Source organism: Paraburkholderia sp. J11-2 (assembly GCF_905220185.1).
In the GTDB taxonomy this organism is placed as follows: Bacteria; Pseudomonadota; Gammaproteobacteria; order Burkholderiales; family Burkholderiaceae; genus Paraburkholderia.
On sequence record NZ_CAJMYY010000020.1, the window covers coordinates 86,733 to 109,951 of the forward strand.

Annotated in this window: 20 protein-coding genes; 17 read left to right on the forward strand and 3 right to left on the reverse strand. The window is 64.2% G+C overall.

Annotated features, from left to right (window positions below; all coding sequences use genetic code 11):
• Window positions 1–10: 10 nt before the first annotated feature.
• The 8 genes from U5A57_RS26275 (at window position 11) to U5A57_RS26310 (ending at window position 10,461) form a co-directional block, all read left to right on the forward strand.
• Window positions 11–1,063, forward strand: a complete 1,053-nt coding sequence (locus U5A57_RS26275) for a cyclase family protein (RefSeq protein ID WP_321914551.1) — start codon at window positions 11–13, stop codon at window positions 1,061–1,063.
• 105 nt (window positions 1,064–1,168) lie between these two features.
• Complete coding sequence (locus U5A57_RS26280; protein WP_321914552.1) at window positions 1,169–2,641, forward strand: NAD-dependent succinate-semialdehyde dehydrogenase; 1,473 nt, start codon at window positions 1,169–1,171, stop codon at window positions 2,639–2,641.
• Between the two features lie 334 nt (window positions 2,642–2,975).
• Entirely contained in the window at window positions 2,976–4,529 is a 1,554-nt protein-coding gene (locus U5A57_RS26285; protein WP_321914553.1) for a methyl-accepting chemotaxis protein, read from the forward strand.
• A 97-nt stretch (window positions 4,530–4,626) separates the two neighbouring features.
• The gene (locus tag U5A57_RS26290; protein ID WP_321914554.1) at window positions 4,627–5,349 is read left to right on the forward strand and encodes a gluconate 2-dehydrogenase subunit 3 family protein; all 723 of its coding nucleotides are present in this window, start codon (window positions 4,627–4,629) and stop codon (window positions 5,347–5,349) included.
• Window positions 5,350–5,352: 3 nt separating this feature from the next.
• Window positions 5,353–7,128, forward strand: coding sequence for a GMC family oxidoreductase (locus U5A57_RS26295; protein ID WP_321914555.1), 1,776 nt, complete (start codon window positions 5,353–5,355; stop codon window positions 7,126–7,128).
• 16 nt (window positions 7,129–7,144) lie between these two features.
• Entirely contained in the window at window positions 7,145–8,473 is a 1,329-nt protein-coding gene (locus tag U5A57_RS26300; protein ID WP_321914556.1) for a cytochrome c, read from the forward strand.
• A 260-nt stretch (window positions 8,474–8,733) separates the two neighbouring features.
• Window positions 8,734–9,693, forward strand: a complete 960-nt coding sequence (locus U5A57_RS26305) for a universal stress protein (protein ID WP_321914557.1) — start codon at window positions 8,734–8,736, stop codon at window positions 9,691–9,693.
• A gap of 129 nt (window positions 9,694–9,822) precedes the next feature.
• Window positions 9,823–10,461 carry a hypothetical protein gene (locus U5A57_RS26310; protein ID WP_321914558.1) on the forward strand — a complete coding sequence of 213 codons (639 nt, stop codon included), beginning with the start codon at window positions 9,823–9,825 and terminating at the stop codon, window positions 10,459–10,461.
• An 88-nt stretch (window positions 10,462–10,549) separates the two neighbouring features.
• Here the strand turns inward: U5A57_RS26310 and U5A57_RS26315 are convergent, their stop codons facing one another.
• Window positions 10,550–11,941 (reverse strand): PLP-dependent aminotransferase family protein, encoded by a 1,392-nt coding sequence (locus U5A57_RS26315; protein ID WP_321914627.1) that lies wholly within the window; start codon window positions 11,939–11,941, stop codon window positions 10,550–10,552.
• Between the two features lie 369 nt (window positions 11,942–12,310).
• On the opposite strand from U5A57_RS26315, the gene U5A57_RS26320 reads away from it, so the two are divergent.
• The 9 genes from U5A57_RS26320 to scpA are packed head-to-tail and all read left to right on the forward strand — an operon-like array spanning window position 12,311 to window position 20,989.
• Entirely contained in the window at window positions 12,311–12,793 is a 483-nt protein-coding gene (locus U5A57_RS26320; RefSeq protein WP_321914559.1) for an MSMEG_0572/Sll0783 family nitrogen starvation response protein, read from the forward strand.
• A gap of 18 nt (window positions 12,794–12,811) precedes the next feature.
• Window positions 12,812–13,837, forward strand: coding sequence for a Nit6803 family nitrilase (locus tag U5A57_RS26325; protein ID WP_321914560.1), 1,026 nt, complete (start codon window positions 12,812–12,814; stop codon window positions 13,835–13,837).
• The gene (locus U5A57_RS26330) at window positions 13,788–14,909 is read left to right on the forward strand and encodes an MSMEG_0568 family radical SAM protein (RefSeq protein ID WP_321914561.1); all 1,122 of its coding nucleotides are present in this window, start codon (window positions 13,788–13,790) and stop codon (window positions 14,907–14,909) included. The genes U5A57_RS26325 and U5A57_RS26330 overlap by 50 nt, the downstream gene beginning before the upstream one ends.
• The gene (locus U5A57_RS26335) at window positions 14,906–15,451 is read left to right on the forward strand and encodes an MSMEG_0567/Sll0786 family nitrogen starvation N-acetyltransferase (RefSeq protein WP_415764642.1); all 546 of its coding nucleotides are present in this window, start codon (window positions 14,906–14,908) and stop codon (window positions 15,449–15,451) included. The genes U5A57_RS26330 and U5A57_RS26335 overlap by 4 nt, the downstream gene beginning before the upstream one ends.
• On the forward strand, window positions 15,448–16,464 hold the full coding sequence (locus U5A57_RS26340) for a sll0787 family AIR synthase-like protein (RefSeq protein WP_321914562.1): 1,017 nt from the start codon (window positions 15,448–15,450) through the stop codon (window positions 16,462–16,464). Before U5A57_RS26335 ends, U5A57_RS26340 begins: the two co-directional genes overlap by 4 nt.
• Before the next feature lie 22 nt (window positions 16,465–16,486).
• On the forward strand, window positions 16,487–16,768 hold the full coding sequence (locus U5A57_RS26345) for an MSMEG_0570 family nitrogen starvation response protein (RefSeq protein WP_321914563.1): 282 nt from the start codon (window positions 16,487–16,489) through the stop codon (window positions 16,766–16,768).
• Window positions 16,769–16,787: 19 nt separating this feature from the next.
• A complete protein-coding gene (locus U5A57_RS26350; RefSeq protein WP_321914564.1) occupies window positions 16,788–18,071 on the forward strand; it encodes an MSMEG_0569 family flavin-dependent oxidoreductase in 1,284 nt (427 codons plus the stop codon).
• Entirely contained in the window at window positions 18,055–18,918 is an 864-nt protein-coding gene (locus U5A57_RS26355; RefSeq protein WP_321914565.1) for a Pnap_2097 family protein, read from the forward strand. The genes U5A57_RS26350 and U5A57_RS26355 overlap by 17 nt, the downstream gene beginning before the upstream one ends.
• A complete protein-coding gene (gene scpA / locus U5A57_RS26360; RefSeq protein ID WP_321914566.1) occupies window positions 18,911–20,989 on the forward strand; it encodes a methylmalonyl-CoA mutase in 2,079 nt (692 codons plus the stop codon). Before U5A57_RS26355 ends, scpA begins: the two co-directional genes overlap by 8 nt.
• An 8-nt stretch (window positions 20,990–20,997) precedes the next feature.
• Here scpA and U5A57_RS26365 read toward each other — a convergent pair whose 3' ends face one another.
• Window positions 20,998–21,393 carry a DUF934 domain-containing protein gene (locus U5A57_RS26365; RefSeq protein WP_321914567.1) on the reverse strand — a complete coding sequence of 132 codons (396 nt, stop codon included), beginning with the start codon at window positions 21,391–21,393 and terminating at the stop codon, window positions 20,998–21,000.
• A complete protein-coding gene (locus U5A57_RS26370; RefSeq protein WP_321914568.1) occupies window positions 21,390–23,180 on the reverse strand; it encodes a nitrite/sulfite reductase in 1,791 nt (596 codons plus the stop codon). The genes U5A57_RS26365 and U5A57_RS26370 overlap by 4 nt, the downstream gene beginning before the upstream one ends.
• Window positions 23,181–23,219 lie beyond the last annotated feature (39 nt).

Below are 23,219 nucleotides of genomic sequence, written 5' to 3' on the forward strand. Positions count from 1 at the left end.
GAGCACACCGATGAACACAACCTCACGCCGCTGGACCCGGCGACCCGAAGATTCCACCTGGGGTGACTGGGGCGCCGACGATCAACTCGGCCGCCTGAATCTGATCACGCCCGCGAAGGTGCTCGAAGGGTTGCGTGAAGCGCGCGAAGGCCGGACGTTCTGCCTGAGCCTGCCGCTCGATTGCCCCGGCAACCGCGTGCTGAACCCGCGCCGCGCGCCGCCGCGAGTCGAACCGACGATGCGCGGCGACAAGCCGAACATGACCTACCCGCTCTCGCGCGACAACGCGGTCCTCACCGACGTGATCTGCGACGACGTGGTCACGCTCGCGCTGCAGTATTCGACGCAGTGGGACAGCCTCGCGCACATGGGGCAATGGTTCGACGCCGACGGCGACGGCAAGCCGGAAATGTGCTTCTACAACGGCTTTCGCGCGGGCGAGGACATTGTCGGACCGCTCGATTACCGCGACGAGACGTTGCCCGAGACGGGTCGCGCGAGCGGCGCCTGGCGGCTCGGCATCGACAACATGGCGGCGACCTGTGTGCAGGGGCGGGCGGTGATGGTCGATATCAAACGGCAGTTCGGCACAGGGCCGTTGCGCATTGGCTATCGCGAGTTGATGGAAGCGATGAAGGCGCAGTGCGTGGTTGTCGAGGCCGGCGACATGCTCTGCCTGCGCATGGGCATGGACGAAGCGTTGCTCGATGTCTATCGCACGCAGAACGAACAGGCGCTCGAAGGCGGTTTTGCCGGTCTCGACGGCCGCGATGAAGCGCTGCGCCGCTGGATCATCGAATCGAATGTGGCCGCTCTGATCTCCGATAACGTGGCCGTCGAATGCCTGCCCGCGGCGCCTTGCAACGACGCGCGCTATCCCTCGCATCCGTTGCACGATTTGTGCTTGTTCCGGCTTGGCGTGCATCTGGGCGAGCTTTGGCATTTGAGCGAACTCGCAGACTGGTTGCACGCGCACGGCCGCAACCGTTTTCTGTTGACCGCGCCGCCGCTGCGGCTGCCGCGCGCGGTCGGCTCGCCGGTCACACCCGTCGCGACGGTCTAGCGGCTTACGGACATATTTGCGTGCGCGAGCAGAAGTACAGCACGCGCAGGCGCTGGACATCTGACGATTTCGATACTCGAAATCCCTTGTAGAAAGGAGCATGCAGTGAGTTTGGAGTTGACGCGAGGCGAACTGCTTCGACAGGAAAATTTCATCGACGGCAAGTGGATCGCCGCCGCCGGAGGCAGCCGTTACGGTGTGACGAATCCCGCGACGCAGGACACGCTCGCGCAGGTTGCCAACAGCTCGGCCCGCGATGCCCGCGCGGCGACTGAAGCGGCGAGCCGCGCCTTGCCCGCCTGGCGCGACAAGCTGCCCCGCGAGCGGGCGCAGGTGCTCAGCCGTTGGCACGCGCTCATCATCGAGAACAGCGAGGATCTGGCCCGCCTCATGTCTATGGAGCAGGGCAAGCCGCTCGCGGAGGCGCGCGGCGAAGTCGCGTATGGGGCTTCGTACGTTGCGTGGTTTGCCGAAGAGGCGACGAAGGTCTATGGCGACATCATTCCGCAGACGCAGCGCGGCAAGCGCATGAGCGCGATCAAGGAGCCGATTGGCGTGGTCGCCGCGATCACGCCGTGGAATTTCCCGCTCGCAATGATCGCGCGCAAGATCGCCCCGGCGCTCGCTGCCGGCTGCACCGTCGTGGCGAAGCCCGCCGAAGACACGCCGCTCACGGCACTCGCGCTCGCCGCGCTTGCGCAGGAGGCGGGCTTGCCCGACGGCGTACTCAACATGATCTCGGCCGCGCGTGACGAAGGTATTGCCGCTGTGGCCGACTGGCTCGCCGACGATCGCGTGCGCAAGATCACCTTCACGGGCTCGACGGCGGTGGGCAAGCATCTGGCGCGCGAGTCGGCAGGCACGCTCAAGAAGCTCTCGCTGGAACTGGGCGGCAACGCGCCGTTTATCGTGTTCGAGGACGCCGACCTCGACGCGGCCGTCAACGGCCTGATGGCGGCCAAGTTCCGCAACGGCGGCCAGACCTGCGTCTGTCCCAACCGCATCTACGTGCATGAATCGGTGTACGAACGATTTGGGCATCTGCTCGCGCAGCGTGTGGCTGCGCTTCACGTTGGACCGGCGACGGACCTGAAGGCGCAAATCGGCCCGATGATCAACGAGCGCGCGATCGACAAGATCGCAAAGCACGTCGACGACGCCGTGGCGAACGGCGCGCGCGTACTCACGGGCGGCAAGCGACTTGGCGAACTGGGACCGAATTATTACGCGCCCACCGTGCTCGCCGACGCGACCGACGCGATGGTGCTGTGCTGCGAGGAAACGTTCGGGCCTGTGGCGCCGCTATTCCGCTTCACGGACGAGAACGATGTAATCAGGATTGCAAACGATACGCCATTCGGTCTCGCTGCTTACTTCTACACAAACGACGTGCGCCGAATCGATCGTGTGGCGCGAAAACTGGAAGTCGGTATCGTCGGCATCAACGAGGGCGCCGTGGCCAGCGAAGCAGCGCCTTTCGGCGGCGTGAAGGAGTCCGGCTATGGGCGCGAAGGCTCGAAGTATGGCCTCGACGATTACCTCAGCATCAAGTATCTGTGCCAGGGTGGGCTCGACTGAAACTCGCGGCGCGCTGCGGTGTGCGAAGACCGGCCACGTGGCCGGTTGATTCGATCGCACTTCGGAGTATCGGGAGCAGAACAATGGGCAGCCAATTTATCAATTTGCGCTGCGTAAAAGATGCCACGTAAATATACGAACGATCGCACATATTATTCTTTTCGCTGTCTGTTCATCGCCGTGAAGCTAACTTGACGACTGAATAATTTCTTCATTTTTCAGTAAACACTAAAGTCGATGTTTTGAGTGTCGATAATGCAATCTGGTGCTTGTCCGGTTTTCAGTTCGCGACAAACTTCAATTTCCTTGTTTACGGCAGAGCCACTCCTCGACGATGCAGCGCACCCACTTTTCAATCAATGGTCGTCTCGTTGCGGCCATGTTGTTCCTTAGCATTCTTCTGGTTGTAATTGGCGGGTTCGGGCTCGCGGGCATGGTGGCCAGCAACGATGCGAACCGCCATACCTACTCGGAACAATTGCCGAAATCAATTGCCGTTGGGGAAATGACCATCATGGTCGGGCGCCAGCGCACATCGCTCGACCGCTCCGCGATCAATCCAGGCTCGGATGACGCGCAGAACATGTACGGGAAAGAGAAGGAGGTCCGTGATGCCGCCGATGCAGCATGGCAAAAATATCTTTCCCTGCCGCGCGATGCGGAGGAGGACCGGCTGGCTGCCGGCGTGACTCAGCAGTACCAGGCGACTGAAGCGGAGCTGGCGCGTTTTCGTGAAGCCACGCAGCGCGGCAATCGCGACGAAATTCTCAAGCTGATGTTCAGCGTGGGGAAGGTCTATACGAGCATGCAGGACGCTGCGAACGCACTGAAAAAGTATCAGTTCGATCAATCGAAAGAGCAGTACGAAGCGACCGAGCGCCGCTACCAGCTATTTCTTGCGGCGAGCATTGTCGCAATCATCGCGGGACTCTGCGCAGCGGCGGCCAGCTGGTATTTCCTGCGCAAGGCGATTCTCGTGCCCGTGAACGATGCCATCACGCATTTCGGGCAGATCGCGCAGGGTAATCTCGGTCGCAAGATCGAGGTCCGCACGAACGATGAAATGGGTCGCATGCTCGGCGGGCTGGTGGAGATGCAGGCGAACCTGCGACGCACGGTGCGCACGCTGAGTGAAGGCAGCAACGCTATCGCGACCGCGACCCGCCAGATTGCTGCAGGCAACGCCGACTTGTCGGCACGCACCGAATCGCAGGCGGCATCGCTCCAGGAGACGGCAACGAGCGCCGAGCAGTTGTCGAGCACCGTGCGCCAAAACGCCGACAACGTGCAGCGCGCGAGCGAGCTGTCGTCATCGGCATCGGATATCGCGCGGCGCGGGCACGAAGTCGTTTCGCGCGTCGTGAAGACGATGGGCGACATCAGCCAAAGCTCTGCGTCGGTGGCGGAGATCACCTCGATCATCGAAGGGATCGCGTTCCAGACCAACATCCTCGCGCTCAACGCGGCAGTCGAAGCCGCACGTGCCGGCGATCAGGGGCGCGGCTTCGCGGTCGTGGCGGGCGAGGTCCGCACGCTCGCCCAACGCTCTTCCGCCGCTGCGAAGGAAATTCGCGAGCTGATCGCGCAGTCGACGACGCGTATCGACGATGGCGCGCGGCAGGTCAACGAAGCCGGCGACACCATGAGCGAACTGATCGACGCGGTCGCGCGCACGAACTCCATCATGTCGGAGATCGCGGCAGCGACACAGGAGCAGAGCCATGGGCTCAGCCAGGTCAGCATTGCCGTGAACAACATGGACAACGCCACGCAGCAGAATGCCGCCCTCGTCGAGGAGGCCGCTGCGGCGGCGAGTTCACTCGAGGACCAGGCGCGCATGCTTGCGGCGACGGCGGCGCAGTTCTCGCTCGGCGACGAGGCAGCCTGACTTGTGTTGAGCCCGGCGGTGCCGGGCTCGCTGCACTGCGACAAAGCGCCGCATATAATTAAGTAAAAACATAATTATTCAACAGAGAAAAAATCCCATGTCCCAAGAACAGGAGCCGCGCCGCCGCTTCCTGCGGCAGGTGCTGGCCATCGTGCCCGCCGCAACGGTCGCGTCGGGTGCAACGCTCACTCAAAGTGCCTGCAGCAGCAATGCGTCCCCCGCTGCGACCGCCAGCGAAAACTACCAGCCCACGTATTTCACGGCTGCGGAATGGAAATTTCTGCATGCAGCCGTGGACCGTTTGATTCCCGAAGATGAACACGGCCCAGGTGCCGTGAAGGCCGGCGTGCCCGAATACATCGATCGCCAGATGGAAATGCCATATGGCCACGGCAAGCTCTGGTACATGCAGGGGCCGTTCCATCCCGACGCCGTGCCGGAAATGGGCTACCAGATCAACCTCGCGCCGCGTGACGTCTACCGTCACGGCATCCAGGCCTGCGATGCGTACTGTGCCAGGAACCATGGCGGCAAGACCTTCGCCGAACTCGACGTGGCGGCGCAGGAAGCGGTGCTGCACGACATGGAGCACGGCAAGCTCGCGTTTGAAACCGTGCCCTCGCGCACCTTCTTCTCGTTCCTGCTGGGCAACACCAAGGAAGGCTTCCTTGCCGATCCGATCTACGGCGGCAACAAGGACATGGCCGGCTGGAAGATGGTCGGCTTTCCGGGCGCGCGCGCGGACTTTATGGACTGGATCGATCAACCGGGCGTGAAGTACCCGTACGGTCCGGTGTCGATCAATGGCAGGCGGGGGTAAGCAGTGGCGATCAAGAAGAACAAGGTCGATTGTGTCATCGCAGGTTTTGGCTGGACCGGCGCGATTCTCGCGCAAGAACTCACCGATGCGGGTTTGAACGTAGTCGCGCTCGAACGCGGCGCGATGCGCGACACGCCGACCGATGCGAACTATCCCAAAGTCGTCGACGAACTCAAATATGGCGTGCGCGGCGCGCTTTTCCAGGATCTGTCGACGGAAACCGTGACCATCCGGCACGGCGTTGACGATCTCGCGGTGCCGTACCGTCAACACGCGTCGTTTTTGCTCGGCAATGGCGTGGGCGGCGCCGGTTTTCACTGGAACGGCATGCACTACCGGATGCTGCCCGAAGAACTGGAGTTGCGCACGCGCTATGAAGCGCGCTACGGCAAGAAGTTCATTCCCGAAGGCATGCAGGTTCAGGACTTCGGCGTCACTTATGACGAGATGGAGCCGTTCTTCGATTTCGCGGAGAAAGTGTTCGGCACGTCTGGAAAGGCGGGCAATCTCAACGGTCAGATCCAGGCGGGCGGCAATCCGCTCGAAGGCCGTCGCAGCAGCGAGTTTCCAACCCCGCCGCTGAAGAACGGCCTCGGCGCCACGCTCTTTGAAAAGGCCGCGCGCGAAGTGGGTTTTCATCCATACGATGCGCCTGCGGCGAACGCGTCGGCGCCGTACACGAACCCGTATGGCGTGCGGCTTGGACCGTGCAACTTCTGCGGCTTCTGCGAAGACTTCGGCTGCTACATGTACTCGAAGGCGTCGCCGCAGACCACCATTTTGCCGGTGCTGCTCAAGAAGCCCAATTTCGAGCTGCGCACCAAATCGTACGTCACGAAGGTCATGCTTTCGCCGGACAAGAAGCGCGCGACCGGCGTCACCTACATCGACGCGCAAGGACGCGAAGTCGAACAGCCCGCGGATATGGTCATCGTCGCCGCGTTCCAGATGCACAACGTGCGCTTGTTGCTGCTCTCGGGCATCGGCAAGCCGTACGACCCGAAAACGGGTGAAGGCGTGGTGGGGCGCAACTACGCGTATCAGATGAACGGCGGCATCAACGTGCTTCTGCCGAAGGGTACGCAGCTCAATCCGTTCATCGGCAGTGGCGCGGGCGGCGTGGGCATGGACGATCTCAACGGCGATCAGTTCGACCATGGTCCACTCGGCTTTCTCGGCGGCGCGAGCGTGCGTCACATTCGAACGGGTGGCCGCCCGATCAAGCAGGCCGCGACCGTACCGGGCACGCCGACCTGGGGCAGCGGATGGAAAGCCGGCATTTCGGATGCGTACCAGCGTTACATGACGATCGGCATTTCGGGTTCCGTGATGCCGTATCGCGATGCCTACCTCGACCTTGATCCGACCTATCGCGATGCGTACGGTTTGCCGCTGCTGCGCATGACGTTCGATTGGCACGACAACGAGTACGCGATGCTCGACTACGTCGGCACGCGCATGGAAGAAGTCGCGAAGGCGATGAATCCCGAGAAGTATTTCCGCGCGATCCGCAAGAAAGGCCAGCACTACGACACGCGCGTGTACCAGTCGACGCATACCACGGGCGGCGCTGTGATGGGCGCATCGCCCGCGACGAGCGTCGTCAACAAGTATCTGCAAAGCTGGGACGTGCCCAACGTGTTCGTGATGGGCGCCTCGGCGTTCCCGCAGAACATGGGCTATAACCCGACGGGCATTGTCGCGGCACTCGCGTATCACTCGGCCAAGGCGATTCGCGAGCAGTACCTGAAGAACCCGGCTGCGCTGGTGCAGGCATAAGGAGCGGGCAAACATCATGAAAAAGATTACGTTTGCCATGGCCTGTACGGTTGCTTTTGTGACGACTGCAGCGAGTGCCGGTGTATCCGCGCAGGCCGTGGCTGCAGCCGCGCCAACCGCCGCCGACGCACAGCTGATCCAGAAGGGCCGCTACCTCGCAGCCGCAGGCGACTGTATTGCCTGCCACACGGCGAAGGGCGGCAAGCCATTCGCGGGCGGTCTTGGCATCGCATCGCCGATCGGCACGATCTACTCGACCAACATCACGCCCGACAAGGCTACCGGCATCGGCACCTACACGCTCGACGACTTCGATCGCGCCGTGCGCCACGGTGTCGCGAAGGATGGTTCGACGCTGTACCCAGCCATGCCGTACGTCTCGTATGCAAAGATCAAACCTTCGGATGTGAAAGCGCTGTACGCGTATTTCATGCATGGGGTCGAGCCGGTCTCGCAGGGCAATCGCGCGTCCGACATTCCGTGGCCGCTCTCGATGCGCTGGCCGTTGCGCTTCTGGCGCGGGGCATTTGCGCCGGAAGTCGCGAGCGACGACAGCCCGCTGCCGAACGACCCGGTTGCGCGTGGCCGCTATCTCGTGGAAGGCCTCGCGCACTGCAGCGCGTGCCACACGCCCAGAGGGTATGGCCTGGAGGAGAAGTCGCTGACCGACGACGGCAGCCTGTTCCTGTCGGGCGGCGTGGTCGACGGCTATCTCGCGAAGAATCTGCGTGGCGATCGCAAGGACGGCCTTGGGAACTGGAGCGAAGCTGACATCGTCGCGTTCCTGAAGAGCGGACGCACGGCGCATTCGGCCGCGTTCGGCGGGATGGCGGAAGTCGTGCAGAACAGCACGCAGCATATGAGTGATCAGGACCTTGCTGCGATCGCCGCGTACCTCAAAACGCTCGCGCCGGCCAACACATCGGGTAGCACACTCGCGGCTGATCCTGCCTCGGCCAACGCGTTGCGCGCCGGCACTGACCGCAGCAACGGTGCGCTGACGTTCGTCGACAACTGCGCGGCGTGCCACCGTACGAGCGGCAGCGGCTACGAGAGCACGTTCCCGACGTTGGCACTGTCGACGGTCGTGAACACGGACGATCCGACCTCGCTGATCCACATCGTGCTGCAAGGCGGAGAGATGCCGTGGACCAAGGCGGGTCCGACGCACTACGCCATGCCCGGATTCGACGCGCGACTGACGGACCGTGACGTCGCAGATGTACTGACGTTCGTCCGTGCGAGCTGGGGAAATCATGCTTCGCCAGTAACAGCCGAGCAGGTCGCCAAAGTACGCAAGTCGTCCGGGGCTGCCGCTCAACCGTCACGAGCCGAGAATCCGTAGCGCTGTGTGGTCAACCGTTGTCAACCGTTTGTTCGTAGGCGAGGAAGGCTGAGCACCGCCTCGCCGCTTGCAAACCAGGGGGCACTGCAGACGAATAGCTTCTGCCATGGGGGCAGCCTGCGAAACGGATTCTCCGTGCCCTATTACTACGGCTCACCTTGATCGTTCAAGCGCAAAGCAGGATGATCTGCATCAAACGTCAGCGCGTTACCCCAAGTACCGTAGGGGATGATATTTCGTCATTGACCGCGAGGTGCGAAATGACCCAGCAATCTGCCACGAATGCTTCCGTGCCCTTCGCGAGGATCATGGTCGCCGTCGATTCCACCCCGGCCTCGGCCGCGGCAATCGGGTATCTGAGGCGGCTCCTGCATCCCGGCACAACGTTGTGCATCGTTTCCGTCGCCGAGAATCCACGCACGCTCGTGCCACTCGGAGCGTGGGTTGGGTCGCGGCTCGAGGCTGCGCGAGAGGAGCTACGGCGTGATGCCGGGGAGGCGATTGAGGCGGCACGATCCGCGCTGGATGGCTGCGGATCTCAGCTGGAGACGCAACTGATCGACCTTTGCAAGGAAGGCGGAGACCTCGTACACGCGCTCGCCGAAGCGATGTCGCAATGGTCCCCCGACCTTGTTGTCCTCGGCACGCGGCATCACCGGGCGCTGTTGCGCTGGGTGGAAGGCGAGGTTTCCGCACCGCTTGCCCGGCTGCTTCAATGGCCAGTCCTGATCGTGCCGGTCGGCCATGAGGCCGGGTCGGACGCGTTGCCGTCCCGGGTTCTTTTTGCGACCGACGGGAGCGCCGCGTCCGTGGCCGCTTTGCGTGTGGGTGCCCGGCTGGTCGCGCCGCGGGCGGATTGCCGCGTCATTTACGTTGTTGACCGGCTACTCGCATCCGGGACAGGGCCCTTCGAAAGACAACTCGAAACCGTGCTGACCGAGAGCGGGCATATTGCCGTCAAGGCGGCCGCAGACGAGCTTGCCGCGCACGGCCAGCAAAAGGAATGGGTGGTGGAGACGGCGCTCATCAAGACGAGGAATACGTATGATGACGTGCCTCACACGATCGACCGGGAGGCGCGGCACTGGAAGGCGCAGCTCGTGGTACTGGGAACGCACGGGCGCCGCGGTCTCACGCGCTGGCTGCTCGGCAGCGTCGCGGAACGGGAGGTGCGCTTGAGCGCGGTGCCGCTGCTACTCGTACCGGAATCGGCCGGTTAATCCCGCGGCAGGACGCATTTCGCCGGTCGGCGGCGCACGTCGGAGACTGTCGCAACAGCAAACGGAGTTCGGCCCCGGCGAAGTTGCCGAAGCCCGAAGCGTGCGCAAGTGCGCTCATGGAGGAGCGGCGTGAAGACCCTCGCGATCCTGTTTCTGATTGTGTTGCTCATCAATCTCATGCCGGCGTTTGCGCCGCCAACGTGGATGGCCATGTCGTGGGTCGGCTTCAATGTTCGCGAGGGCAGCCCGCTGCTCTTTGCCCTTGTAGCGGCCAGTGCGGCGACGCTCGGTCGACTCGCGCTGGCCGGCTTCTCTCGTTCACTGGTAAGAAGGCGCTGGATTCGCGAGGCGGATCGACAAAACATAGACGTGGTCAGCGCGTGGCTCAAGAAGCATAAGAAGAAGACGGCCGGAGCCTTTGTGCTCTATGCGCTTAGCCCGTTTCCGTCCAACTATCTGTTCATCGCTTACGGGCTGTCGGGCTTGCCTCTCAGGTTTATCGGCGCAGCGTTTTTCGCAGGGCGCACGGTGAGCTACGTGATCTGGGCTCGTCTCGGACGGTTTGCATCGGAGGTCGTCGATCCTGAAGCCCTGCTCGACGGGCAGTATCTTGGAATCGGCTTCGCGCTCTCGCAACTGGCACTGCTGGCGTCGGTCTACGCGTTCATGAAACTCGACTGGAAGATGCTGATAGAGCAGCGCAAGTTGAGATGGCGACGACCGATCAAGCAGTCGGGCAGAAGAGACGAGGGTTCTGCAGATTTCTGAAAGAGGCAATCAGGAGTAACAGCTTGGCAGGAAAGTAAACATTGCGTCAGGACATTCTGCACTGGACCCTCACGGGACAAGCCTCTCTTCAAAGCATGGGCGAATGCAGATGGTCGGGATGATCGAGCATGTCCGCCACGAGGTGCAGCGACTCCTCCATCGCGCTTGCATCGCCTGGCCCGCCCAGGCAGATGCGCACGGCATTGGGCGGATTGCCATCGGTACTGAATGCGGCGCCGGAGACCACGCCAATCTGTTTCGTGCGCAGATGCGATGCGAGTTCCGACGCGCTCCAGCCCGTTTCCGAAGGCACCGTGAGCCAAAGATGAAAGCAGTCGCTGGACGCTTCGATTTCGCGCGCGGCAAAGACCTGTGCCGCAATATGCTGGCGTACCGCGCACTCATTGCGAATGGCCTCTAGCATCTGCTGTGCAACGCCGTTCTCGATCCAGCGCGCTGCGAGATTCGACATATACGGACTCGCCATCACGGTGGTCGCGCGCAGCGCGCCGGAAAGGCGCTCCGCATGACGCGCGCCCGGCGCGACGACAAAGGCCACGCGCAAGCCCGCGCCGAAGCACTTGGACATGCCCGTCACGTAGTAGGTGAGTTCGGGCGCGAGCGTGGCGAGCGCGACGGGCGGCGTTTCGCAAAGCATGCCGTAGGCGTCGTCCTCGATGATGGGCACGTTGTAGCGCAGCGCGATATCGGCAATATGCTCGCGGCGGGTTTGCGAGAGCGTGCGCGTGGTCGGATTCTGCAGCGTGGGATTGCAGTAGAGCACGCCGGGCTTGCGCGTCTTGCAGAGCGCTTCGAACGCTGTGGCGTTGAGGCCCTCGTCGTCGCGCGGCAACGGCGCGAGCGGCATGCCAAGCTGATTCGCGATCACCTTCAAACCGGGATACGCGAGGCAATCGGTACAGATCGCTTCGCCGGGCTTGACGAGCCTGAGCAGCAAAGCGACCAGCGCGTTGTGTATGCCGGGGCAGACCAGCAGCGCGTCTGTGCGATGCGAAGGCAGCGTGTGACGCAGCCACTGGCTCGCCATGCTGCGCTCGTATTGCGAGCCGCCAAAATCCTGATAACGCAGCATCGACCACGGGTCGGCCGTGCCGATGATCTGCGCCGCCGATTCCGCGAGCAGCACAGTCAATTCCGCCGGTTCGGGCGGCATGTTCATGGTCATTTCCAGCGCGGTGCCTGCGCGAAGCGGAACCGCGGGCGGCCTTCCGCGCACGTATGAACCGCTGCCCGCGCGCGAATCGATCAAGCCCCGTTTGCGCGCTTCGGCATAGCCGCGCGCGAGCGTGGTGTAGTTGATCTTGAGCGCGTCGGAGAGATCGCGCAGCGCCGGCAGCCGGTCGCGCGGCCGCAGGCGGCCGCTCGCGACGTCTTCTTCGATGAGATCGGGAATGGTCTGATAAACGGGCTTGTCGCTTTCGGCAAGCCGTTTGAGCCAGTGGGCGGTGACGTTCGACATGGGGCGTTGCGCGAAAGCGCCTTCGATAATGGGCTGACTCATTCTAGTGAGAATGCGCGGCGAAAAATAAAACAATTGATCGCAGGTGATCGCATCGAATGATCCGAAATGATGCATGCATGCACCTGAATCGCATGTGTGTTGCCCAGTGCCGGGGCGAACCCGGTGCTGCGCGGATGACGAGCCACATCGTCCACGCACGTCTCACTCGCGCCTCGCGAGAAAAAATCACCTGGATCATTCGCGGCACGCGGCATTGATTGGCAATTGATTGCATGGCGCGTGCCACTTGATGGCATATCCGTTGCGAAAAGAGAGACGCCGGCCACCGGTCGGCCACAGTCCTCAATCATTGAACGGAGTCACGCAATGCCCGCCATCACCACGCCCGCCCACAAGACCGGTGACTACCTCGTCGACTACGAAGAGAAGGTCTTCGAGGACGTCAAGGCAGAACGCGGCGAGAAAGCGCTCGTCACGTTTCATACCGTCGCGTTCGAAGGTTCCATCGGCTTCGTCAACATGCTCCAGGCCACGCGCCTGCAGCGCAAAGGCTTTGAAACGTCGATCCTGCTCTACGGCCCGGGCGTGATGCTCGGCGTGCAGCGCGGCTTCCCGACGCTCGGGGCCGAAGCGTTTCCGGGCCATCTGAACTTCAACAACCAGCTGATGAAGTTCATGGCGGAAGGCGGCAAGGTCTACGCGTGCCGCTTCGCGCTGCAAGCGCTTTACGGCCAGACCGAAGCCGCGCTGATCGAAGGCGTGCGGGCCATCAATCCGCTCGACGTGCTCGACCTGAAGCTGCTGCATCGCAAGTCGAACGCGCTCGTGATCGACACCTGGACGGTTTGATTTCGCACGGGTATCGCCATGTCGACCACATCCACAAAGCGCATCGTTCGCGCTGCCGCCGTGCAGATCGCGCCGGATCTCGAATCGTGCACGGGCACGCTCTCGCGTGTTGGCGACGCGATTGTCAGCGCCGCGCGCGAGGGCGTGCAGCTAGCCGTGTTTCCCGAAACGTTTCTGCCGTACTACCCGTACTTTTCGTTCGTGCTGCCACCGGTGCAGTCGGGCGCGGAACATTTGCGGCTGTACGAGCAGGCGGTGACGATACCCGGCCCCGTGACGGAAACCATCGGCGCGCTCGCGCGCGAGCACGGCATGGTGATCGTGCTCGGCGTGAACGAGCGCGATCACGGCAGCCTCTACAACACACAGTTGATCTTCGATACGGACGGCCAGATCAAGGTGAAGCGGCGCAAGCTCACGCCCACGTTCCATGAACGCATGATCTGGGGGCAGGGCGACGCAGCCGGCCTGAAGGTCGCGCACACGGCCGTGGGCCGCGTGGGCGCGCTCGCCTGCTGGGAGCACTACAACCCGCTCGCGCGCTACGCGCTGATGACGCAGCACGAAGAGATTCATTGCAGCCAGTTTCCGGGTTCGCTCGTCGGGCCGATCTTTGCCGAGCAGATCGAAGTGACGATCCGTCATCACGCGCTCGAATCGGGCTGTTTTGTTGTGAACGCAACGGGATGGCTGACCGACGCGCAAATCACCTCCGTCACGAGCGACCCGAAGTTGCAAAAGGCGCTGCGCGGCGGCTGCAACGCGGCGATCGTTTCACCCGAGGGCCAGCATCTGGCCGCGCCGCTGCGCGAAGGCGAGGGCATGGTGATCGCCGATCTCGACATGGCGCTCATCACCAAGCGCAAACGGATGATGGATTCGGTTGGCCACTACGCGCGGCCCGAACTGCTGAGTCTCGCGATCAACGAGCGGCCCGCCACGCCGGTTTTCTCTTTCGACGACACGCCCGTCACCGCTTCATGGAGTTCCCACGATGAATGCCAGCGTCAATTTCCCGGAATCGAGCCTGCAACTCTTGACTGAGCTGCAGTCGAGCGGCCTGCGCCTTGCCGCGCCCGATCACGAGGGGCTGTCGAGGCGTGGCGGCGCGGGGCCGTCCGATCACAAGGCCGTAGTCATCGACGGCGTCACGCTGATGGTGCCCGTGCATACGCACGGCGCGCATCAGTCCGCGTTCGTCGCGAATGCGCCCGACGCCAACGGCGTGAGCGTGCTCACGCGCGGCAGCATCCCGATCGCGCAGATCGCGTTCGCAAAGCAGCCGCGCTTTTACAAGCTGCAAACGCTCGACGGCGTGCCGTATTCGCACATCGCCACGCTGCACGGCACCGACGTGCTTGCCACCACGGTGCTGCAAACCTGTATTCGCTACGAGAGCCGCAAGAAGGCGTGCAAGTTCTGCGCGATTGGCCAGTCGCTTGCCGCGGGGCGCACGGTCGCGCACAAGACGCCGCAACAATTGGCCGAAGTGGCGCGCGCGGCCGTGCTGCTCGACAACGTGAAGCACATGGTGCTCACGACTGGCACGCCGCCCACGCCCGATCGCGGCGCGGCCATTCTGTGCGACAGCGCGCGTGCGATCCGGCACGCAGTCGACCTGCCCATTCAGGCGCAATGCGAGCCGCCCGACGACGATGCGTGGTTCGCGCGCATGCGCGAGGCGGGCATCGACACGCTCGGTATGCATTTGGAAGTGCTGGGGGAGGCCGAGCGCGCGCGCATCATGCCGGGCAAGGCGGCGGTGCCGGTGAGCCGCTACATGTCGGCGTTCGAAGCGGCGGTCGAGGTGTTCGGGCGCGGCCAGGTGAGCACCTATATGCTCGCTGGCCTCGGCGATTCGCCCGAGCGTGTGCTCGAGATGGCGCAGCAACTGCTGCAGATCGGCGTGTATCCGTTCGTCGTGCCGTTCGTGCCCATCTCCGGCACGCCGCTCGAAGATCATGCGCCGCCCACACCGGAATTCATGCGCTCGATACTCGCGCCACTCGGCGCGATGGTGCGCGAGGCGGGCTTGCGCGCGGCCGATATCAAGGCAGGCTGCGGAAAATGCGGCGCGTGTTCTTCGCTCTCTTCGTTCGAAAAGGTGGCGGCATGAACGCGATGCATCCTGGTGCCGGGGACGAGCTCATGGTCGTGCGCTGGGCGCGTTACGCATGGGAGCGCGAAGCCGCATTTGCCATTCGCCGCGCCGTGTTCTGCGAGGAGCAGGGCATCTTCGCGCACGACGATCGTGATGAGATCGACGCACACGCGCAACTGCTCGTGGCCGTTGTCAATCCGCACGGCGAGTCGCCGCAGGTGGTCGGCACAGTACGCATTCATCGCGACCACGCGACGGAAGCGGCATGGTACGGCTCGCGCCTCGCGGTGAGCGCGCCATACCGGCGTCACGGCCGCATTGGCGCAACCTTGATCCGTCTTGCCGTGAGCAGCGCTCATGCGTTCGGCTGCGAGACGTTCCTCGCGCACGTTCAGGCGCAGAATGCGCCGCTCTTTCGCCGTCTGCACTGGCACACGGTCGAAGAGGCGATGGTCTTCGGGCGCGCGCATCACGTCATGCGCGCCGATCTCGCCCACTATCCGCCTTGCGCCACGCCTTTCGACGGCTTCGTTATCGATCAGCGGAGGGCGGCATGACGCTCGACGAACTCGTTGCGAAACTGCGCGTGGGCCGCGGCGTTGCGCACAAATCCGATATCGCGCCGATGCTGGCCGCGCTCGACGCAGGTAGCAAGGACAACGCAGACTCCGCGATGATGGCCGCAGGCGACGACTGCGCCGCGATACCCGACGGCGACGGGTATCTGCTCTTCGCCGCCGAAGGCATGGTGAGCGACCTGATCGAGGCGATGCCGTGGTTCGCGGGTTACTGCTCGGTGCTCGTGAACGTGAGCGACGTATGCGCGATGGGCGGCCGGCCGATTGCTGTCGTCGATGTGATCTGGAGCGATGGCGTAGAACCCGCCGCGCCGGTGCTCGAAGGCATGGCGGCGGCGTCGCGGCAACTGGGCGTGCCGATCGTGGGCGGCCATAGCAACGCGCGCAGCGAGCGCACGCAACTCGCGGTGGCAATCGTCGGTCGAGCGAAGCATCTGCTTTCGAGCTTTGCGGCCCGGGCCGGCGAGAAACTGCTCATGGCCGTGGACTTGCGCGGCGCGTTCGTGGAGCCGTATCCGTACTGGAATGCCGCGACCGAAGCGCCCGCACACCGTTTGCGCGGCGACCTGGCGGTGCTCGCGGAGCTTGCAGAAAGCGGGCTCTGCGGGGCTGCGAAGGACATCAGCATGGCGGGCATCGCGGGAACGGCAATGATGCTGGCCGAGTGCTCGCGCGTGGGCGTGCGCATCGATCTCGATCGATTGCCCAAGCCTGCGGACGTGCCGCTTGCGCGCTGGCTCGAGATTTTCCCGAGCTTCGGCTATTTGCTGAGCGTACGGGACGAGCATGTCGATGCGGTCATCGCGCGTTTTCAGGCGCGCGACATCGCGTGTGCGCAGATCGGCGAAATTCACGGCGACCCGTCCATCGACCTGCAACTCGGCGGCGCAACGCGCAGCGTCTGGCGTCTCGACGCGCAGCCGTTCATCGTGCCCGCCGACCGGCGCGCGACGCGCGCGTTCGAGCAGCCAACCGTTTGCACGTCTACCTGAGCGCCCCTCCCGGAGAGCAACCATGCCTGTTACCCATTTCGTGGTGCGCTGGCCCGACGGCCACGAAGCGCGCTGTTATTCCCCCTCGACCATCGTGCGCGAGCATCTGCAGCCCGGCGTCTACCCGCTCGAGCTTTTTCTCGCCAGGGCGCACGACGCGCTGTGCGCGGCGTCCGAGCGCGTGCGCGAGAAGTTCGGCTACGCGTGTTCGTCGGCGCAAGACCAGTGGGCCGCGATCGAACTCGCTGCACAGCCATTCCGTTCGCAGCCGGCGGCCCAGGTGACCGTCGTGAGCGTCGACTGAACCTATCAAGGAGATTCGCATGTCCACCCAGACGAACGCGGCCAACCCGCCGGTTCCCGAAGCGCATTTCAGCGTGGCGGTCATCGGCGGCGGCCAGGCCGGCCTGTCGATGAGCTACTACCTCAAGCAACGCGGCATCGACCACGTCGTGCTCGAAAAGCGCACCGTCACGCATACGTGGCGCGAACAGCGCTGGGACGCGTTCTCGCTTGTCACGCCGAACTGGCAATGCGCGCTGCCGGGCTACCCGTATCGCGGCGACGAACCGCACGGCTTCATGAAGAAAGACGAAATCATTGCGTGGCTCGACGGCTTCATAAGCCATGTCGATGCCCCGGTGCGCGAAGGCGTGGCCGTCACGCGCGTGTCGAAGCGGCCCAACGGCGGCTTTCTCGTGCAGACCAGCGAGGGGGCATTGAGCGCGGACCAGGTCGTGATCGCCTCGGGCGGCTATCACACACCGATCGTGCCGCGCATGGCCGAGCGGCTTCCCGCTTCAATCGTGCAGATGCAATCGTCGGAGTATCGCAATCCGGCGGCGTTGCCCGAGGGCGCGGTGCTCGTGGTCGGCTCGGGGCAGTCGGGCGCGCAGATCGCCGAAGACCTGCATCTCGCGGGGCGCAAGGTCGTGCTCGCCGTCGGCGAAGCGCCGCGCTGCGCACGCTTCTATCGCGGCCGCGACGTGGTCGACTGGCTCGCCGATATGAAGTACTACGACATGCCGGTCGAAGACCATCCGCTGCGCGAAGGCGTGCGCGACAACACGAATCACTACGTCACGGGCCGCGACGGCGGGCGCGATATCGACCTGCGCAGGTTCGCGAGCGAAGGCATGGAACTGTACGGCGTGCTCGAGGATTTCGCCGACGGCAAGTTGCGCTTCAAAGGGAATCTGCGCGCCAATCTCGACAGCGCCGACGACACGTACAACCGCATCAACATGTCTATCGATCGCTTCATCGTGCAGAACGGTATCGACGCGCCGCCGGGCGAGCCGTATCGTCCGGTGTGGACGCCGCAGCAGGAGCGCACGTCGCTCGATCTCGCCGCGAGCGGCATCGGCAGCATTATCTGGTGCATCGGCTTTCAGCCCGACTTCGGCTGGATCGATCTGCCGGTCTTCAACGGGCGCGGCTATCCGGGGCACGCGCGCGGCGTGACGGTGCAGGAGGGGCTCTATTTTCTGGGCCTGCCGTGGCTGCATACATGGGGCTCGGGGCGCTTCTCGGGCATCGCGCGCGACGCCGCGTATCTGGCCGACTGCATTTCAGCGCCTGCGAGGCTCGATGCGCGCGCGGCGTGACAGCGACCGTGTGCCCGCGCAAACCCGCACGCATTACGTCGCGGGCATGCCGGAGCTGGCGTTCGCCGGGCTCTCCGAGCAGTGGCTCCTGCGCACATGCGGGCAGCTGCACTGGAACGCGCTGGCGGCACAGGCGCAACTGAACACGCCGGACTTCTACGACGACGAAGGCCGCAAATCGTATGCGGCCTTCACGGCAATTCGCGTGTGCGAAGCGCGCCTCGAAGACGTGAGCGAGAACCAGCGCTTCGCGATCGAAGCGGATGTGAAACGGATTGCGGGCGCGCGCCACTTCGGCCAGTTTCGCGTTTTCACCACCGAGAGCGCGATTGCGAAAGTCGAGATGATGTCTACGTTCGTGCGGCGCGAGCAGGCCGGCGACAACCGTTCGGTATGCAAAGCGATGTTCGCTGGTGCGCCCGCACCGGCGACGCCCGCCGCCGCGCATGAACTGATCGCGCAAGTAAAGCGGCTGCGCTCGGGCGACTGGACGCGGCATGGCCGTCTCGATCGCGCGGCGCATGCGGTCGAACATGGGGTCGACTATCTGCCTTGTCCCTCGCTCGATTTCAATGGCGCGCATCTGCTGTATTTCGCGAGCTTCCAGTCGATGGTCGAGCGTGCCGAATGGCATTGGCGGTCCGCGCCGCATTCCGCGCCGCCCACCCTCGTCGAGCGCGACATGGCGTTCTATGGCAACGCGAATGTCGGCGACCGGCTCACGCTGTCGTTCGGCGCGCGCCATGCGGGCCACGACGGGCTCTCGCACTGGTGTGCCATTTCGCGCGCGGCGGATGGCGTGCGCATTGCCGACGTCGTCACACATAAACGGTGGTCGCATGAATGAAGCCGCTATCGCGCCGCGCAAGGCACTCTATACGCAGACCGATCTCGCCGACGTGCCGTGGCTCGACGCGCGTCCTGGCGAGTATCCGTTCCAGCGCGGCATACACGCGACGATGTACACGCAGCGTCCATGGACTATTCGCCAGTACGCGGGCTACGCCGACGCCGCCACCTCGAATCTCGCGTACCGGGCGGCGCTCGAACGCGGCGCGAAGGGTTTGTCAGTCGCGTTTGATTTGCCCACGCATCGGGGCTACGACTCGGACCACGAGCGCGCTGCCGCCGAGGTGGGCATGGCGGGCGTTGCGATCGACGCCGTGGAGGACATGAAGCGGCTCTTCGACGGCGTGGCGCTCGACGAAGTCTCCGTATCGATGACGATGAGCGGGGCGGTGCTGCCCGTGCTCGCCGCTTTCATTGTCGCGGCCGAGGAGTCGGGCTTCGACGTGGCGCAACTGCGCGGCACGATCCAGAACGACATTCTCAAGGAGTTCATGGCGCGCAACGCGTATATCTTTGCGCCCGAGCCCTCGTTGCGGATTGCGACCGACGTGGTGCACTATCTGCTCGCGCATTTGCCTCATTTCAACGTGATGTCGATTTCCGGGTATCACCTGCACGAAGCGGGCGCAGATGGCGTGCTCGAACTTGCGCTCACGCTCGCCAACGCGCGCGAATACGTCCGGCGGCTGATCGAACAAGGGGCCGATGCAGAAAGCGTATGCGCGCAGCTGAGCTTTTTTTTCGCTGTGGGGCGAGACTTTTTTGGCGAAATCGCCAAGCTGCGCGCGGCGCGGGTGTTGTGGGCCGAATTCACGCAGGCACTCGGCGTGCACTCGCCGCGCGCGACGCAACTGCGCATGCATTGCCAGACCGCCGGGTCGAGCCTGCACGCGCAGCGTGCGCAGAACAACGTCGTGCGTACGACCGTGGAGGCCATGGCAGCCGTGTTCGGCGGCACGCAGTCGCTGCACACGAACGCGTGGGACGAAGCGCTTTCGCTTCCGGGCGAGGCGGCTGCTACGCTCGCGCGCGACACGCAAGCGATCTTGCAGCAGGAAATGGGCCTGTGCGACGTGGTGGATCCATGGGGTGGCTCGTATTTGATCGAATCACTCACGGCGCGCACGGTGGAAGCCGTGAAAGCGCTGCTCGCCGAAATCGATAGTCAAGGCGGCGTAATCGCCGCCATCGAAACGGGCTGGGTACAGGCGCGTTTGCATCGCGGCGCGGCTCGCATGCAGGCGCAGATGGACTCGGGCGAGCGCGTGGTGGTCGGCGTGAATCATAGCCGCGAGGCGCACGCCACCGGGAGCGAGCGGCTCGAAGTCGACGCCCGCATGGTGCGCGCGATGCAGGTCGAGCGCTTGCGGCAGATGAAATCGACCCGCGATGCGCTACGAGTGGCCACCGCACTCGATGCGCTTACGCAATGCGCGCGCACGGGCGAGGGCAATTTGCTCGCCGCGACGATAGCCGCGATTCGCGTGCGCGCGACGGTTGGCGAATGCACCGCGGCGCTCGAGCGCGTGTGGCCACGCTGGCACGCCGCGCTCACTTGCGAGGCTCACGCCTGGTCGGGCTCACGCGAGCGCGACGCCGCGTGGCGCAAGGCGCAAGATGCGGTCGAACACTGGTGCGCAGCGTATGGACGCAAGCCGCGCATGGCGCTCGTGAAGCTAGGGCAGGACGGCCATGATCGCGGCGCGCGTGTCGTGGCGGCGGCGCTTGGCGACGCAGGTTTCGAAGTCAGCCTCGGACCGCTCTTTGCGACGCCACACGAGGCGGCTGGCTGGGCGCACGCGCGCGAGCCCGATATCGTCGGGGTTTCGACGCTCGCGGGTGCGCACGCGACGCTGGTGCCCGCGCTGCTCGGCGCGTTGCGAGAGCGCGGCTGCGGCGCTCCGGTGGTGCTTGGCGGCATCGTGCCGGAGGCGCATCACGAATCGCTGTTCACTTGCGGTGTGCTGAAGATATTCGGACCGGACACGCCGCTCGATCAGATCGCACTAGATCTCATTGGAATCCTGAATGAAGTGACATCGTCTCTACAGGATTGCTGCGCGCCATGACGCGTAGTTCAAGCTTCCCGGTACGGCGCTTCGCGAAGGAGATCGCCCTGATAGAACGCCGGGAAGCGTTCGAGTTGACGCTGTGCGTCTGCGAGGGCGAGGTCCGTGCCTAGCACCGCGCTCGAAAAGCCCATGCGTTCCATCTGCAGCACCTGGTCGACGAGCACTTCGCCCGTCGCCCGCAGGTCCCCCTTGAAGCCGAGCCGGCGGCGCACGAGATAAGCCTGGCTATACGCGCGGCCATCGGTGAAGGCGGGGAAGTGCAGCTCGACCCGCGCGGCGCCGGCGATATCGGCGGCATAGGCGAGTGGGTCCGCGTCGTTTGGCAAGGCGAGGACCGGCGTGGCTGCATCGGCGACATTGTCGTGTGCGCCGAGCAGGCGAATGCGTGCAACGGTCTTCATGCCGGGTCCTCCACGATTGCGCGAACGGTGTCCGCAGCCGCCTTGAACCGTTCAAGCCCGACCCGGCGCACGGTTTCGATGAACGTCTCGCGGCGCTCGCCGCTGCGCTCGCGCAGCGCGAGATAGCAGCCGATCACCGCTTCGACGGCGTCGGTCACCTCGTGCGCGGCAAACGACGGGCCAATGACCTTGCCGGGCCGCGCGTCGCCGCTGCGCGTGGAGCCGTCCGCGCCGCCGAGCGTAATCTGGTACCACTCCGCGCCGTCCTTGTCGACGCCGAGTATGCCGATATGGCCGCTGTGATGATGGCCGCACGAATTGATGCAGCCGCTGATATGCAAATCGATCTCGCCGATGTCGTTCAGTTCGTCGAGGTCCTGGTAGCGCTCCATGATGCTCTGCGCGATCGGCAGCGAGCGCGCGTTGGCGAGCGCGCAGAAGTCGCCGCCGGGGCACGCGATCATGTCGGTGAGCAGATGCACGTTGGCGCTGGCGAGCTGGGTGTCGACGGCCGCGCGCCAAAGCGGCAGCAGGTCGTCGGCATGAACCCATGGCAGGACGATGTTCTGTGTGTGCGTCACACGCGCTTCACCGGCCGAGAAGCGGTCCACGAGATCCGCCACGCGCTCGAGCTGGTCTGCCGAGGCGTCGCCTGGCGCCTGCAGCACGCGCTTGAACGAGAGCGTGACGATGCGCAGCGCCGGGTCCTTGTGCGGCGCGACGTTGCGTTCGAGCCAGCGCCGGAACTGCGGCGTTTGCCGGGCTGCATCCTCGCGTGCGGCGGCAGCGGCGGCGTTGGCGGGGCGGCAGGCGGCTGCTTGCTCCGGCACGACGAAATACGCGCGCATGCGGTCCAGTTCGGTTTGAGGGATCGTATGTGGGCCGCCGTCGAGTTCGACGATCTGCCGGAACTCCTCCTCGACTTCGTCGACGAACCGCTGACCCTCGGCTTTCGCGAGAATCTTGATGCGCGCCTTGTATTTGTTGTCGCGCCGGCCGAACTGGTTGTACACGCGAACGACCGCCTCGATGTAGTTCATGATGTGCCGCCACGGCAGGAATTCGCGCAACACGATGGCGATGACCGGCGTGCGCCCCATGCCGCCGCCCACCGTCACACGAAAGCCCAGCTCGCCGTTTGCATCGTGCACGAGGCGCAGCCCGACGTCGTGCCAGCCTGTTGCCGCGCGATCTTCCGTGGCGCCCGTCACGGCGATCTTGAACTTGCGCGGCAGGAATGCGAACTCGGGATGCAGCGTCGTCCATTGCCGCATGATTTCGGCGAAGGGCCGCGGGTCGGCGATCTCGTCGGGCGCCACGCCTGCGCGCTCGTCGCATGAAATATTGCGGATGCAGTTGCCGCTCGTCTGGATGCCATGCATGTCGACCGTGGCGAGCAGATCCATCACATCGGCGGCTTTCGACAGCGGAATCCAGTTGAACTGAACGTTGGTGCGCGTCGTGAAGTGCGCGTGGTGGGTTGGCAGGCGCACGGTGCCGAGCTTGCGCTGGGCCTCCATGGCGCGTTGGTAGACCTCGGCTTCGGGCTGATCGTACTCGCGGGCAACCCGCGCGAGCACGCGAAGCTGCGCGCTCGATAGCTCGCCATACGGTACGGCGACACGCAGCATGGGCGCGTGACGCTGCACGTACCAGCCGTTTTGCAGGCGCAGCGGGCGAAACGCGTCCTCGCTCAGCTGGCCGCTTTGCCAGCGTTCGATCTGGTCGCGAAACTGTGCGGCGCGGTTCGCCACGAAGGCTTTGTCGAATTCGTTGTAGCGATACATAGGTAGCTGCGAATAGGCTGGGCGTGCGGTGGACGCGGA